The following is a 15087-nucleotide window of genomic DNA, read 5'->3' as shown; positions in this document are numbered from 1 at the left end:
TATGATTTAAGCCAGGCATGTTGGTTCAGAATTTAGCCATAAGATGCTCAAGTCCTGCTGCCACTCCATCTTCCCCATTACTGACGGTAACAAATTCAGCCATTTCCTTTAGAACCGGTGCTGCGTTAGCCATGGCAATCCGGTAGCCGGCCCTCTCGAACATCGGTTGATCATTATAGCTGTCACCCATTACGGCTACATCTGTTAGCGGGATGCCATAGTGGGCGGCGAGCATAGCTACACCGGAGCCTTTGTTGGCGTCCTCATGGTTAATTTCGATATTATTGACATGGGAGGCTGTAATAATGAGGCCAGGGATCGCGGCGAAGCGGGTGGAGGCTTCTTTGAGCAGTTCCCGGTCTAGAGAAAAGGCTAATGTTTTATAAATGACGTTTTCTTCTTTACTCCAGATCTCTTCCATGCTTTCGACGTAAGTTACAGCCGCTTGTTGAAACTGCTGATCGATCATTGCTTTTAGCAGCCAGCTGACTTCCTCAGGTACTTCTTCTTCACTTAGTGCAGATAGTTTCTCTAATCTTACCCGTTTATTGAGTTCCACATATACGTTGTCCTCTGTGTATACCTCGTAATACAAATCCGGAATTTCATTCATCCAGCGTAACGCAGGAATGATATCTTCTTTATTCAGCGGTTTACTTGCTGCGAGCGTGTGGTCAGACAATGTAACCACTGCGCCATTCAGACTGACTACAGGGCATTCCAGATCTGCCAGCCGCAGCTGTCGTTCCGCATCCATAAAAGAGCGTCCCGTAGCAATAATTACGATATGACCTAAATTTTGAGCCTTTATAATCGCCTCGCGGTTCTTTGGGCTAATTTGTCCTTCTTCGTTCAGCAATGTTCCATCCATATCTAAAGCAATCAGCATAGTGTATGATCTCCTTATCCAGTCATAGTTGTCCCCTTCGCGGGCCAGTGAGAACGTTACTTGTATCTTATCATTAATATTCTGAAAACCAAAAACACCTTTTCATTCCTAGTCTAATCGTATATTTTCAGAAAATAGTTCAGTCGTGGTACAATAGTTGTTAAACTAATCGACTAGCCGAGTCTATCGTCAGTTCATGTTCGTGGGACGTGATCCGTCGGTATTTTTCCTGCGTAAGGACATCGGCAGCTGTGTATGTAAGGGGGACTAATCGTGAGATCCAAAAACTTGGCCACCATGTCACTAGCTTTTATGGCATGTGGGTTTCTGATTACACTATTTCTACCTGAAAATCTCGCTGTAATTCTACTAAGAGGTGGCTTTGAGGCTGGGCTGGTTGGGGGGATTGCCGACTGGTTCGCGGTAACCGCGTTATTCCGCCATCCGCTCGGGCTGCGTATTCCACATACCTCACTGCTGCTCAAGAATCGGGATAAGATTATTCAGTCGTTAATTACCGCTATGGAGACTGAGCTGCTGAACAAAGAGAGTATTGAGAACAAGCTGCGCAAGTTTGGCATTATGTCTATGAGTTCCAAGCTGCTGACGAAGTTCTTTAGCAAGAAGAAGGCGAGAGCCCAGATCCTAGAGCAACTTAGCGAATTCGTGTCACGTCTTCCGGTAGAGAAAGCTGTACCTTTTCTTCAAAAGGCAGCCTCTGACTATATTCGTGAAGCGGAGCTTGGAGTTGCGGCTGATAAGATTGTCACTAAATTAATGAACGATGGAAAAGATGTAGCGGCTCTGGATTATGCGCTGGAAGGGGTATCTAACTGGAGCGGTCGTCCTGAAACGAAAGCTATGCTGGGTAAGATCGCCAGTGAGAAACTGGCTGAAGTAAAGCTCGGTGGACTGAAAGGGATGGCTTTTCAGGCTTTCGTTGGATTCATGGATGCGGATATGCTTGGTGAAATGCTGCAAGGCATGCTGCAGTCCGGTATTCGCGATTTTCGTGAAGAGGATAGCCCATATCGTGAAGAGATCATCCGGGAAATTCGGGTGGCGTTGTTCCAGATTGTCAATGATGAGGCTAGAATGACTTCTGTGAAAGAATGGGCACTACAAGAGCTTGAGGGAGAAGCAGTAACTACTTTTCTGCATACTCAATTGGAGAACGTACGTAGTAAGGCACTCTCCTTATTAGAAGAGGACCGGGCAGCTGGCGGACGAAAACTATTTGCACTATACACCCTTCTTATGCGCCGTATTAGTAAGGAACAAGAGTGGATCGGTAGCTGGGAGGAGCGGATTCGCGCTTCATTGATTGCATTTGTAGAGGCTAACCACTTCCGAATCGGTCTTTTGGTGAAGGAGAATCTGGATAGCATGGACGATGCTAGTCTAGTGAATATGCTGGAGGAAAAAGTAGGTAAAGATCTTCAGTGGATTCGTGTGAACGGTGCCTTATGCGGTTTTGTTGTAGGGCTTGTACTTACGATTGTTCAATTTATTTAAATCAAAGTAGTCCGTCTCCAGTGAATGGAGGCGGACTACTTTTTTATGTTTGTAGGGTCTATCGCTGTAGTAAGGCAGCTTGATAAAGCCGCTCCAAATCAGTTGCTGTACGTTGCCAATTGAAGGCTTCAAGCGCATCCGCTCGTCCTTGTTTCCCAATGATTGCTGCTACCTCAGGATTCCGGCCTAGTCGCAGCAAATCTCTAGCAAAGGGCAAGGCCTCGCGATATCGTTCCACCAGATATCCGTTATGGCCGGAGTCGATAATTTCACGGATACCACCATTGCTAGAAGCGATGACCGGTAGTCCCGAGGCCATGGCTTCTACATTAACAAGCCCAAAGGATTCATGATTCTGAGAAGGACATACGAAGCAGTCGGCTGCTTGATAAAGGGTATGGATATCCTCATGAGCTACATTTCCAAGGAAGGAGACGGATACGCCTAGTCGCTGTGCAAGCAGCTTCAGCTGTCGCAAATAGGATGGTTTCCCTTTGCCTGCAATTACAAGATGAGCGGGAAGGTGCTTATTTAAATGGTACATAGCACGTATCAATACGGGCACCCCTTTGCGGGGAATGACTCGACCGACGAACAATACGGTAAAGATCCTCGGGAGTCTGTAAAGTTTGCGAAGATGGTATTTTTCCTGTAGCGCTACAGGAGTGAATCGATCAAGATCTGCTCCGAGCAGGACGATACGAATTTCATTGTTCAATTGCGGGAAGCGACGGGTTAGTCTTCGCTGTAGAGAGTGGCTATTCGCAATAATCAGATCTGCTCTAGCCAAGGCCCTAGCAGTCTTAACTGTGTCCGGTGTGAATGTAAGAGAATGCAGAAATAGAAATACCGGAAGATGAGGGAGCCGTTTCTTTACAGCAGACATAAGATGGGGGCGATTATCGACCTGAACGATATCAAATGACTCATTCTGAATGTAGTCTAATACCGAAGTACGATAATGAACGGGAGTACTTGCGGGCAACCGAATGATTCTGACCCGCTCCAATATGGAAGCATCGGGCAGTCCCGGCACTTTGCGGCTCACAATGGTAACCTTATGTTTCTCAGCCAGCCTTCTGGCAATGGCCCAAATGCAGATTTCTACTGACCCGTCTCCTGGAACCGGGAGACGTTCCGGCGCAATAATACAAATATGCATGGTTCATGCCTCCTCTGATCCGCTAATGGTTATCCTCTTCCCACCATATGCAGCTTGAGTATCTGGAGATACATCTGAGAGCGGAGAGGGCGTTCAACCCATTCCATTCATATAGTCGGAGCATAAAATACTAAGGTTAAGCAAGGCTATGATCATTATTTGAATGACAGGGGAGAGGGCAATTGGGAACAAAGTTAAAGTCTGCGTTGACCAGCAAATGGATTAAAACCAAGGTGCTCATGCAAAGTTCCGAGATTTCACCGCTCATTCCAGAAACAGTGAAGTTTAGTAAAGCAAACTTAAGAACGATGCTCTTGAAATATGGGATGATTTACGTTAAGCCGGAACATGGCACCTATGGTAATGGTGTAATGAAGGTTGAACAGAGTAAGGATTCTCATGGAACAGAATACAAATACCAAAGTGGAACAAAGATAAAAACCTTTGGAGCCTATGACACCTTTTATTCATCCCTTAAGAAAGCGACACGCGGACGCAGTTACTTGATTCAGAGAGGGATTGTTTTGCTAAAGCACGGAAAGCATCGTTTTGATATCCGTGTGATGGTCCAGCTCAGTCCGCGTGGCAAATGGGAAACTACCGGATTGATTGGCCGAGTAGCTGAGAAAGGCAAGATTGTTACCAATTATCATAACGGTGGCACGCTAATGTCTATGGAGAAGCTGCTGTCGCCTTATTTGAACGATGCTCAGCAAGCTCAGATGCTTAAGATATTGCGAAAGCTAGGTGAGGATACCGGACGTTTCTACCATAAGAAATATCCTGGCTTTAAACAGATTGGTGTAGATGTAGGATTAGATAACCACATGACGCCTTGGATTATTGAAGTGAATACGAGTCCAGATCCATATATTTTCAAACATCTTTCTAATAAAAGCATGTACCGCAAAGTGATGGCTTACCGCAGAGCAAATGAGAAGAAGAAGTCCGCTAACTGATTTGCTTCTTCGTATTCGCAATAACAAGGGAAATCTTTTGTTCGAGCTCAATTATTTTTTGCTTATGGGTTGCGATCTGACGGTAGCCGGAGACCAGGGCAGCTAAGGACTGGGTGGTTAGGGTAAGGTTTTGTTTGCGAATCGCTGCTTTAAAGTCAGTCCAATCTGCTGAGACACGTTTGTTTAACGAGGTGATCACGCTCTTGTTAGATTTGATCGTGATTTGAGGACTTTCAATGCCAGACAAGGTTTTACGAGCTTCGGCTATCTTTTGGGAACGTTTCTTTTTCGCGGCGTTCAGCTGATTCTGCTTGTCACTGATCTCTTGGCGTGCCAACTGAACCAAGATCTTCATAGCATCACCTTGGGCACGCAGTACGGTATTCAAGGTCTTGTCCTTAAGTGACTTGGCGATACTAATTCGCTTGTTAAGTGCACTATACTGGTCAAATAAGGGCTGATAGCGCTGCTTGCTACTCTTAACGGAGGCCTCCAATCGGGTCACTGCTTCAAGATCAATCCCTTTAATTTGTTGACGAACCACAACTAGCGATTGCTCATTATTGTAGTGAAGGATTCGGATTTGCTCCTCGCGCTGATCATACTGCAGCTTTAAGGTGGATAAATCATTGTAAAGAGAAGTCAGCTTAACCCTGGCAGGACCATCTGCCGTTGCGGCCGTCAGATCAAAAGCCGCTTTAACAGAGGGGGTTATTTCTGTTGTAGATGCAGCAATAGCTCCTGATGATGTGCTTAGCAGTAGCAGGATCGTAAGCAGTAGTAAGGGCAATGACTTAAATATTTTCATTTATTCTCCTCCTATTGTCGTTACCTAATGGCAACAAAAAAAAGCACCCGTAGCAAAGGCAAAAGCCTTTATTACGGGTGCTTCCAGCGTAATAGGTCACGAACGATATTATTATGTTTAATAATAGTTTGCCTCAGGCCATCCAGTCAATATTTAAAATTAAACTATTTCCTATTCAAAATAATACGCAGGGCATTTCTATACTCACTTCTCTTATCGTATACTGAACTTAGGATGGAATAAAGGATGCAACGTTCGCAACAAAGGAGGTCTGGCGTAGATGGATAACGCGGTAGAATATAGCACAATGTTGGAACATGCATTTATGAGGTCCCCAGAGGGAATAGCCGTACTGTCTTTAAACGATGGTAAGGGCAACTGGCTGAAGGTCAATCCGGCTTTTTGCAATTTACTTGGCTTTACGGAAGCTGAGTTTCTTGCTGGGGCTATTTTTGCAGAAATGGAAAATAGACAGACGTCTTCGAAAGAGCTTTCCTATAGATTGGTGATGGATGAGCTTCAGAATTCTCCAGCAGGAAGCTGGAAGAAGGAAGAATGCTTTCACAAAGGGGATCAACCGGTATGGCTTTCCCTGACATTCTCAGGATTTGGAACAGCAGGACAAGCCCCTTCGTGTTTTATTGTGTACGCCGAAGATATTACAGACCGAAAGATTGCAGACCAACAAATGGCAGATCAACGAGATCTAGAGGAACAGATTTATCAAAGTGAACGTAATTATAGATTGATTTCCGAGAATTCGCTGGATTTAATCTCGCGTCATGCAGTTGAAGAGCGCAAACAGTTCGAATTCAAGCTTCAGGAGAATGAACAGCGCTATAAATCCTTATTTGAATATAATCCCTCTGCTGTGTACTCAATGAATTTACAAGGGGATTATTTAACAGCCAATGCGAATCTGGAGAAGCTGACCGGGTATTCGCTGGAAGAACTGATCGGAATGTACTTTGGTCCCGTTGTGCATGAGAAGGACATGGAGAAGACGCTGTATCATTTTAACTTAGCTGCTAAGGGCTATCCCCAAAGCTATGATCTGACGCTTATTCATAAAGAAGGCCATCTTGTAGAGATTAATACCACTAATATTCCGATCATTGTAGACGATCAAGTGGTTGGTGTATATGGTATTTCCCGTGACATTACGGAACGTATAAGATATACAGAACAAATTGAGAAGCTAAGCAATGAGTACACCCTTATATTAAATGCAGTATCTGAGGGTATTTTTGGACTCGATATGGAGGAGAAGGTGACCTTCATCAACCCTGCAGGTTTGCATATGCTCGGCTATGAACATGATGAGATCATGGGTCATACCTATCTAGATCATATTCAGCAGACAGCGCTTGATGGGATCCATTACCGGCCAGAGGAGTCGCCACTTATCAAAGCCATTAGGTCAGGGGGATCTTACCAGAGCAAGGATGCAGTCTTATGGCGTAAAGATGGTACAAGCTTTCTTGCGGAGTACCAAGTAACCCCTCTTTTTGATAAAGGTGAACCTAAGGGTGTTGTAGTCGTGTTCAGGGATATTACAGATGAGAAGGAGATCATTCGGGCGAAGGAATCTGCGGAAAAAGCGGACCAGGCTAAATCAGAGTTTCTAGCCATTATGAGTCATGAAATACGCACGCCGATGAACGGCATTGTGGGGATGACTGATCTGCTTGCCGAGACGGAACTAGATGAAGAACAACGTGAGTACACAAATATTATTAAGGAGAGCAGTAGCTCTCTTCTATATATTCTAAATGAAATTCTCGATTACAGTAAAATTGAGGCCGGAAAAATGATGATCGTACATGAGCCCGTGCATCTTCGAGAGGTACTGGACAGTGTAACGGATCTATTTATGGCTAAGGCTTTGGAAAAAAATCTTGAGCTGTCTTACAGCATGGCACCAGGAGTTCCTACGTTCATTATGGGAGATGCAGGACGATTACGTCAGGTATTGGTTAATCTGGTCAGCAATGCGATTAAATTTACTGACCGAGGTAATGTTTGTATTTATGTGGAGCAGAAATTGTCCGTGGTTTCAAAGAAATCGACTTTGAAGTTTAATGTCAGAGACACGGGGATAGGTATTCCTTTAGAAAAGCAGCATCAGCTATTTCAATCATTCTACCAGCTGCACTCCTCGTTTAATCGTAAGTATGCCGGGACGGGTTTAGGACTAGCTATTTGCAAGAAGCTTGTCGAGCTGATGGGCGGAGCCATTGCGGTGGAGAGTAGCGAAGGAAACGGCTCTAATTTCTATTTCACGCTACAGATTAATCCTGAAAGTAAATATGAGGGCGATGAGGAAGATATTGCTCAGGCAGAGCAGAAACCCGAACAGGAAATGGAATCACGATCTAATTCAGAGGGATCTATGGATGTTGGTGAAAATGTGATTTTACTTCCAGAAGGCCCTGCCCTTTCAGCTTCTAAGCCGAACTCTTCAAAGGGAGAAACATCCTGATGAGGCATAGAAACTCCAGTCTCAGTAACAAACTATCGGTAGATCCATACACACAGTGGGAGGCTGGGGTTTCATCCCCGTCTTCTGCATGTGGACCAGCGACGCTGGCAGCTTTAACCGAGTATTGGAATACCCAGCTAGGAATGGACTTTATTCGTGGCAAAGGTCATTTTCACTCTAAAGCAGCTCATATTAATTACATATACAGTCATCACGGAGGTACCCCTTTGGGGATGAGTACACGTAGTTTTGTAAAGGGGATCACAGCTTATATCCACTCTTCAATCTCGCCAAAAGGGGGACATAAACTTTCTGTCTCTACTTTTAACGATTTCGATGTGTATAAAGTGGAGATTGATGCAGGACGGCCAGTAGCTGTTAAATTTGATAAATGGTTTAATTTTCGGTGGAGAGGGAATTTTGCTTACGATTACCATTGGGTATTAGGAATAGGATATGAAGTACCTGATAACGGGGATCGTCCAATCCTCATCGTTCAGGATAATGGCGTGAGATATAAGGGGGGAAGGATTGCTCTTTGTAAAGAACGCCGCATCCCATATTATGCAAATAAAGACATCATTACGATGGTGGGAATCAATATCTTAGAAACGCCTAGTTAATCGTGATTTAGCTATGCAATTACCCTGGAAAAATGATCTGGTTATTTTGAGTCCAAACGTTTGCACAAATTCGAGGATCATACTATAATCCAGTTAATAACTGGAAAAGGGGATAGGTGCTTTGTCCGTACAAAGGGAAATGAAGGAACCGATTTATTATGGTGATCCTGCGACTACTAGAGGGATTTCCGTATTCGCTCAGGAGTTTGATCAGTTGTTTAGTTATGACGGGGATGATCTCGGACTTACATATTCATCGGCCTGTTCATCATTTTGCTTGTGGGCCCCTACGGCTCAGGAGGCAGAGCTAGTAATTTATGATTCATGGCAGGGAGTTGCGGGGTCCAAATATGCTATGATTCGCGATATTCGGGGAACGTGGAGAGCTACGGTTGACGGTGATTTAGATGGCAAGTTCTATACCTACCGAGTGCGTCTAGGTGAACAGTGGAATGAAGCAGCTGATCCTTACGCGCGTGCTGTCGGCGTGAATGGGGACAGAGGTGCTATTCTAGATTTGCGCAAGACGGACCCTGAGCGGTGGACGGAAGATAAGCCGTCGTTTGAGGATCCTGTTGACGCTATTATTTATGAGCTTCATTTGCGTGACTTATCCATTCATCCAGCAAGCGGTATGGCTCATAAGGGTCAATATCTCGCTTTGGCGGAAGAAGGAACCCGCGGACCAGAGGGCATTCTCACCGGACTCGATCATATCGCAGATCTCGGTGTAACCCACGTGCAGCTATTGCCTATTTATGATTATTCTACAGAGAGTGTAGATGAGACGAAGCTGGATGAGCCTCATTTTAACTGGGGTTATGATCCGAAGAACTACAATGCTCCTGAAGGCTCCTATGCTACGGATCCTTATGTGCCCGGACTACGTATTCAAGAACTAAAAACAATGATTCAAGCGCTTCATGATCGTGGACTCCGCGTCATTATGGATGTTGTTTACAACCATGTGTACGACGGATATCGCGTGAATTTCACTAAACTGGTTCCTGGCTATTATTTGCGTTATAAACAAGACGGAAGCCTGTCGAATGGCTCTGGCTGTGGGAATGACGTGGCTACAGAACGCTTGATGATGTCCCGCTTCATTGTGGAGTCCGTGGTCTATTGGGCTAAAGAATACCATATCGACGGCTTCCGCTTTGATTTGATGGGCTTGATGGATGTCGATACGATGCGGGAAACCCGGCGGCGTCTGGATGGAATAGATCCGTCTATCATGACGATCGGTGAAGGCTGGATGATGGGGACTGAGCTACCGATGGAACGGCTCGCTCATCAGAAGAATGCCTCCCTTATGCCGGGAATCGGACATTTTAATGATGATTTCAGGGATGCTATTAAAGGAAATATCTTTTTGTACGATCAGTCGGGCTTCATCAGTGGAATGATGGGTCTGGAGCCTGCGATCAAGGCGGGGATTGCGGGAGGAATTGACTTCAGCCCAGGAATTAAGCAATTTGCCGAGGAACCTCAGCAAAACGTTAATTATGTGGAGTGTCATGATAATCATACCTTATGGGATAAAATCGTATTGTCCACCGAGGGTGAGACGGTTACTCAGCGCCGTTCCATGCACAGACTAGCTTCTGCGATAGTGTTCATGAGTCAGGGGATTCCTTTTATCCATGCAGGGCAGGAGTTTATGCGTACGAAGGACGGGGTGGAGAACAGCTATAAATCTTCGGTCGAGATCAATCGTATGGACTGGGAATTGTGCGCCGCGCATCAGGAAGATGTGGCGTATATGAAACAGTTAATCGAACTGCGTAAAGCTCACCCGGCCTTCCGTATGCGAACAGCAGCTGACATTCGGAACCATTTGGTTTTTGAAAAGGCACCGGCAAGTGCAGTAGCTTACACGCTACGTGGCCATGCTGGAGGAGATGCAGCGAAGCATATTTATGTTCTTTTTAATGCGAATGCTGAACAGACCACTGTGGTTCTGCCGCAGCTTGGAGCATGGAAGACCATCTTCGGGGCTGATCTTACGCAGGAGCTGACTGGAAATAAGCTAACTGTAAATGGGATTGGGACAGTAGTCCTGACGGCGAAATAATTAGTCTTTTACAAGATCATTATTGAAAAGCATGCGGAGTAACGTACTTTAATCAGGTACAGTACACTGTGTGCTTTTTTTGTTTTTCCATTTTCTTAATTTGATTGTTTCATTTTACATAAAAAGGTGACATTACTCATTTTCGATGATGATATTGGATGTTAATATGAAAGCATTTACTTTGGCGCTTTAGAGTGGCATAGGCTTGGCAGCAGACAAACATAGCGCGTACTTTTCTTTTTAAAGGTTTAGGAAGTATATATCTGTGGGGATATTTAGAGAGGATGAGAGAGATGGGGAAAGCAACCGGGTTTTTGGAATTTGAACGGCAGACGCCTTCGGAGTGTGAGGCGCTGGAGCGGATTAAGAATTGGGATGAATTCACGATTCCAATGGATGAAGAGAATCTGCGCGAGCAAGGCGCACGTTGTATGGACTGTGGTACGCCATTTTGTCATGTAGGACGTCTGTTGTCTGGTATGGCTTCCGGCTGCCCTCTACACAACTTGATTCCTGAATGGAATGATATGGTTTATCGTGGGAACTGGGAGGTTGCACTGAAACGTCTGCATAAGACCAATAACTTCCCTGAATTTACTGGACGTGTGTGTCCGGCACCTTGTGAAGGTTCTTGTACAGTAGGGATGAACGGCAAGCCCGTAACGATAAAGTCGATTGAAAAGTCGATTGTAGATAGAGGTTTTGAAGAAGGTTGGATTGTTCCTGAGCCACCGCTTACTCGCACAGGTAAAAAGGTAGCTGTAGTGGGCTCGGGTCCAGCAGGTCTTGCCTGTGCAGCTCAGCTTAACAAAGCGGGGCATACGGTGACCGTGTATGAACGGGCAGATCGGATTGGTGGTTTGTTGATGTATGGTATTCCGAACATGAAGCTGGATAAGAAGACGGTTCAGCGCCGAGTAGACCTGCTAGCGGCTGAAGGCATTACATTCGTAACTCGTACAGAGATTGGGAGAGATATCTCGGCGTCACAACTCAAGGCGGAGCACGATGCTGTTATCTTGTGTGGCGGGTCTACGCAGGCACGAGAGCTTCCTATAGAGGGTCGTGAGCTGCGGGGCATTCATCAGGCGATGGAGTTCCTGACACTGAATACTAAGAGCTTACTGGATTCAGAGCTTGCTGATGGTGAATACTTGTCTGCGGCAGATAAGGATGTAGTTGTAATCGGTGGCGGGGATACTGGCACAGACTGTGTAGCAACGTCGATCCGCCACGGCTGTCGTAGTGTGATCCAGCTTGAGATTATGCCACAAGCTCCACTGAACCGTCAGCCTAGCAATCCGTGGCCAGAATGGCCAAAGGTTCTTAAGGTGGACTATGGCCAAAAAGAAGCGGCTTCACTGTATAAGGAAGATCCACGTCGTTATCTTGTTTCGACGAAACGTTTTGTTGGTGACGATGGTGGACATGTGCAGGAGCTGCATACCGTGCGCATTGAGTGGACTCACAATGAACAGGGAAGGATAGTTCCGGTTGAAATACCAGGCAGTGAAGAAGTTCTAAGGGCACAGCTGGTACTACTCGCATTAGGATTCACAGGGCCCGAAGATACTGTGCTAGGTGAGCTTGGGGTGGCACGTGATGAGCGCGGAAATGCCAAGGCGGAGTTCGGAGCACAAGCGACCAATGTAGAAGGGGTATTCACAGCAGGTGATATGCGCCGCGGACAAAGCCTTGTAGTCTGGGCCATTGATGAGGGGCGTCAGACGGCCCGCGAAGTGGATCGATTCTTGATGGGATCATCGAATTTGCCATAAGGATTGAGGTATATAGAGCAGGGCGTTCCTTTTGGGGGACGTCCGCTTTTGCGTTGTTGGCCTATTCAAGGTTAAAATTGTAACCTAAGAACATGATCTACTTTAGTCGAAAAGGAGAATACATGATGAAGCTAATGTTTATTTCCGATATTCACGGTTCTTTATTCTGGTTAGAACGGGCTTTGGAAAAGGTAGAGGAAGAACAGCCAGACAGTCTTGTAATCGTAGGAGACTTTTTATATCACGGTCCCAGAAATCCACTGCCGAAGGGTTATGACCCGCAGGGAGTTGCTAATAAACTGAATGAATATAACAAAAAGCAGCCTATAACGGCAGTACGTGGTAACTGCGATGCTGAGGTGGACCAGATGCTGCTTCAATTCCCGATGATGGGTGATTATGTCATGCTCCTGCATGAAGGCAGACGAATCTATGTTACACACGGACATGGCTTTAGTATTGAGAATTTACCGGCATTATCTGAGAAGGATATCTTTATTCAGGGGCATACCCATCTTCCCGTTGCGGATGTAAAAGAGGGCGTATACGTGCTGAATCCCGGTTCGATATCGCTGCCTAAAGAGAATAATCCGAATTCCTACGGTATCCTTGAGGGTGGAGAATTCATCGTTAAGGATTTTGAGGGCGATGTGATAAAAAGGATTACACTATAAGCTCAGTCAGATCACATGTGGCCCGAATTCCTTCCAACATTATTAGTGTTCTAGGGAATTGAGCACTAGAACATATTATTGTATGATGAGGTAGGAGTTTTAGGGCAGGGCTGGCTCCAAATATAATAGTAAAGGTAGTTAACACATGAATCCTAAAGATTTGAACTATACAATGCCACCGGAATGGGGCAAGCATGAACGTACTTTTATCTCCTGGCCGGTGCAGGAATCTATGTGTTTCCCGGACAACCACGAGTCGGTATGCCAAGGTTATGCTGACATTATTACAGCTATTGCCGAGTTTGAACCGATTACGGTCATCGTTAACCCGGAGGACGTGGAAAAGGTAGAACGTCTGGTCAGCGGACCGAATGTAACGCTACTACCTATAAAGCATAGCGATGCTTGGTTGCGTGATAACGGGCCTACCTTTGTTGTTAATAAAGACGGCGTTCTAGCAGGCGTGAACTGGAAGTTTAATGCCTGGGGCGGTAAATATTCACCTTGGGATCTGGATGATGAGGTAGCTCCACAGATTCTCGAGCACTCACAAGTGACACGCTTTGATGCGCCGCTTGTGATGGAAGGCGGCTCGATCCATACGGATGGAGAAGGCACCTTGATTACTACAGAAGAATGTCTGCTCAATACGAACCGCAACCCGGATTTGAAGCGCGAGAATATTGAAGAGTACGTGCGCAATTATACAGGTACAGAAACTATTATCTGGCTTAAGCGTGGTCTAAGTGGTGATGAAACCGATGGTCATGTGGATAATATCGCTTGCTTTGCTGCTCCAGGTAAAGTCATTATTCAGGTCTGTGAGGATCCGCAGGACGAGAATTTTGAGATTACACAGGAGAATCTTCGTATTTTGGAGAATGCCAAAGATGCCAAAGGGCGTAAGCTGGAGATCATCAAGATTCAGCAACCACCACGGATGGATCATGACGGCAGCCGTCTGACGCTCAGTTATTTGAACTTCTATTTCGTAAATGGTGGAATTATTTTACCTGTGTTTGGCGGTACAGCGGTGGAAACAGATAAACTTGCCGAGGAAGTACTGGCTGGTTTGTTCCCGGAACGTAAGATTCGTACAGTTAACGGTATGGCGGTCATCACCGAGGGCGGGAACGTTCACTGCACTACGCAACAAATGCCTGCTCAGCAATAATTGAAGGAAACTAAACGTCCAAAGGGACATTTATATATAAGGAGGACAGATTCTTGAGAAATGTAAAAGTAGCTGCGACGCAAATGAGCTGTTCCAGCAATATTGATGAGAATATCAGCAAAGCCGAAACATTGGTCAGGGAAGCGGCGGCACAGGGAGCACAAATTATTTTGCTGCAGGAGCTGTTCGAGACTCCGTATTTCTGCCAGAAAGAGAAAGCTGATTATTACGCATATGCAACAGAGCTTGAGCATAACAAAGCAATTAATCATTTCACAGCAATAGCCAAGGAACTGCAAGTGGTGCTGCCAATCAGTTTTTATGAGAAAAAGAACTACGCACGTTACAATTCACTAGCTGTAATCGACGCCGATGGAACGATACTGGGCAAATACCGCAAGAGCCATATTCCAGATGGCCCAGGGTATGAAGAGAAATTCTACTTCAATCCGGGAGATACTGGCTTTAAAGTATGGAACACTCGCTATGCGAAGATTGGCGTAGGGATTTGCTGGGATCAGTGGTACCCGGAAGCGGCTAGAGTGATGAGCCTGATGGGAGCAGAAATTCTGTTCTATCCAACCGCTATCGGATCAGAACCTCAGGATGGATCGATCGACTCTAAGGATCATTGGCAGACTTGTATGCTTGGGCATGCAGCGGCTAACCTTATTCCAGTCGTTGCCTCCAACCGTATCGGTGAAGAAATTGATGAAGATTCTAGTATTAATTTCTACGGCTCTTCGTTCATTGCGGGACCGCAAGGCAATAAAATTGTTGAAGCAGGCCGGGACGAGCAAGCTGTAATCGTGAGCGAATTTGATCTGGATGCTTTGGAAATCGGACGGATCGAGTGGGGCGTCTTCCGTGATCGCCGGCCGGATCTGTACAAAATGATTGGCTCTTATGATGGGGACATCATTCTTTAATAGAATTCACTGTTAAA

The 15087-nt window shown here is 45.6% G+C and carries 12 protein-coding genes; 9 read left to right on the top strand and 3 right to left on the bottom strand.

Annotated elements, in window-relative coordinates; all coding sequences use genetic code 11:
* Positions 1-25: 25 nt before the first annotated feature.
* Positions 26-889, bottom strand: coding sequence for a Cof-type HAD-IIB family hydrolase (locus tag MKY52_RS07500; protein ID WP_341050727.1), 864 nt, complete (start codon positions 887-889; stop codon positions 26-28).
* 273 nt (positions 890-1162) lie between these two features.
* Here MKY52_RS07500 and MKY52_RS07495 point away from each other — a divergent pair, with 273 nt between their 5' ends.
* Entirely contained in the window at positions 1163-2404 is a 1242-nt protein-coding gene (locus tag MKY52_RS07495) for a DUF445 domain-containing protein (RefSeq protein WP_341050726.1), read from the top strand.
* A 58-nt stretch (positions 2405-2462) separates the two neighbouring features.
* Here the strand turns inward: MKY52_RS07495 and MKY52_RS07490 are convergent, their stop codons facing one another.
* Positions 2463-3566: a glycosyltransferase family 4 protein gene (locus MKY52_RS07490; RefSeq protein ID WP_341050724.1), complete on the bottom strand. Its 1104-nt coding sequence runs from the start codon at positions 3564-3566 to the stop codon at positions 2463-2465.
* Between the two features lie 182 nt (positions 3567-3748).
* Here MKY52_RS07490 and MKY52_RS07485 point away from each other — a divergent pair, with 182 nt between their 5' ends.
* Entirely contained in the window at positions 3749-4525 is a 777-nt protein-coding gene (locus tag MKY52_RS07485; protein ID WP_256716337.1) for a YheC/YheD family protein, read from the top strand.
* On the opposite strand, the gene MKY52_RS07480 is transcribed toward MKY52_RS07485, so the two are convergent.
* On the bottom strand, positions 4518-5333 hold the full coding sequence (locus tag MKY52_RS07480) for a hypothetical protein (protein ID WP_341050723.1): 816 nt from the start codon (positions 5331-5333) through the stop codon (positions 4518-4520). The genes MKY52_RS07485 and MKY52_RS07480 overlap by 8 nt on opposite strands.
* 280 nt (positions 5334-5613) lie before the next feature.
* On the opposite strand from MKY52_RS07480, the gene MKY52_RS07475 reads away from it, so the two are divergent.
* The 7 genes from MKY52_RS07475 (at position 5614) to aguB (ending at position 15070) form a co-directional block, all read left to right on the top strand.
* Positions 5614-7815: a PAS domain-containing protein gene (locus tag MKY52_RS07475; protein WP_341050721.1), complete on the top strand. Its 2202-nt coding sequence runs from the start codon at positions 5614-5616 to the stop codon at positions 7813-7815.
* Positions 7815-8438, top strand: a complete 624-nt coding sequence (locus MKY52_RS07470) for a C39 family peptidase (RefSeq protein ID WP_341050719.1) — start codon at positions 7815-7817, stop codon at positions 8436-8438. Before MKY52_RS07475 ends, MKY52_RS07470 begins: the two co-directional genes overlap by 1 nt.
* A gap of 121 nt (positions 8439-8559) precedes the next feature.
* Complete coding sequence (gene pulA / locus MKY52_RS07465) at positions 8560-10515, top strand: type I pullulanase (protein WP_341050717.1); 1956 nt, start codon at positions 8560-8562, stop codon at positions 10513-10515.
* Between the two features lie 293 nt (positions 10516-10808).
* Complete coding sequence (locus MKY52_RS07460; RefSeq protein ID WP_341050714.1) at positions 10809-12293, top strand: glutamate synthase subunit beta; 1485 nt, start codon at positions 10809-10811, stop codon at positions 12291-12293.
* 125 nt (positions 12294-12418) lie between these two features.
* Complete coding sequence (yfcE, locus tag MKY52_RS07455; protein ID WP_341053357.1) at positions 12419-12967, top strand: phosphodiesterase; 549 nt, start codon at positions 12419-12421, stop codon at positions 12965-12967.
* Positions 12968-13112: 145 nt separating this feature from the next.
* Positions 13113-14141 (top strand): agmatine deiminase family protein, encoded by a 1029-nt coding sequence (locus MKY52_RS07450; protein ID WP_341050713.1) that lies wholly within the window; start codon positions 13113-13115, stop codon positions 14139-14141.
* Between the two features lie 53 nt (positions 14142-14194).
* Complete coding sequence (aguB, locus tag MKY52_RS07445; protein ID WP_341050710.1) at positions 14195-15070, top strand: N-carbamoylputrescine amidase; 876 nt, start codon at positions 14195-14197, stop codon at positions 15068-15070.
* Positions 15071-15087 lie beyond the last annotated feature (17 nt).

It is taken from the genome of Paenibacillus sp. FSL P4-0184 (genome assembly GCF_038004625.1).
Lineage (GTDB): Bacteria > Bacillota > Bacilli > Paenibacillales > Paenibacillaceae > Paenibacillus_AQ.
This window is presented reverse-complemented; position numbering and strand designations above follow the sequence as displayed.

Coding starts and splice junctions, on each gene's coding strand:
- MKY52_RS07500 (WP_341050727.1), bottom strand. CDS start 889: ATGCTGATTGCTTTAGATATGGATGGAACATTGCTGAACGAAGAAGGA.
- MKY52_RS07490 (WP_341050724.1), bottom strand. CDS start 3,566: ATGCATATTTGTATTATTGCGCCGGAACGTCTCCCGGTTCCAGGAGAC.
- MKY52_RS07480 (WP_341050723.1), bottom strand. CDS start 5,333: ATGAAAATATTTAAGTCATTGCCCTTACTACTGCTTACGATCCTGCTA.
- MKY52_RS07475 (WP_341050721.1), top strand. CDS start 5,614: ATGGATAACGCGGTAGAATATAGCACAATGTTGGAACATGCATTTATG.
- MKY52_RS07470 (WP_341050719.1), top strand. CDS start 7,815: ATGAGGCATAGAAACTCCAGTCTCAGTAACAAACTATCGGTAGATCCA.
- MKY52_RS07460 (WP_341050714.1), top strand. CDS start 10,809: ATGGGGAAAGCAACCGGGTTTTTGGAATTTGAACGGCAGACGCCTTCG.
- yfcE (WP_341053357.1), top strand. CDS start 12,419: ATGAAGCTAATGTTTATTTCCGATATTCACGGTTCTTTATTCTGGTTA.
- MKY52_RS07450 (WP_341050713.1), top strand. CDS start 13,113: ATGAATCCTAAAGATTTGAACTATACAATGCCACCGGAATGGGGCAAG.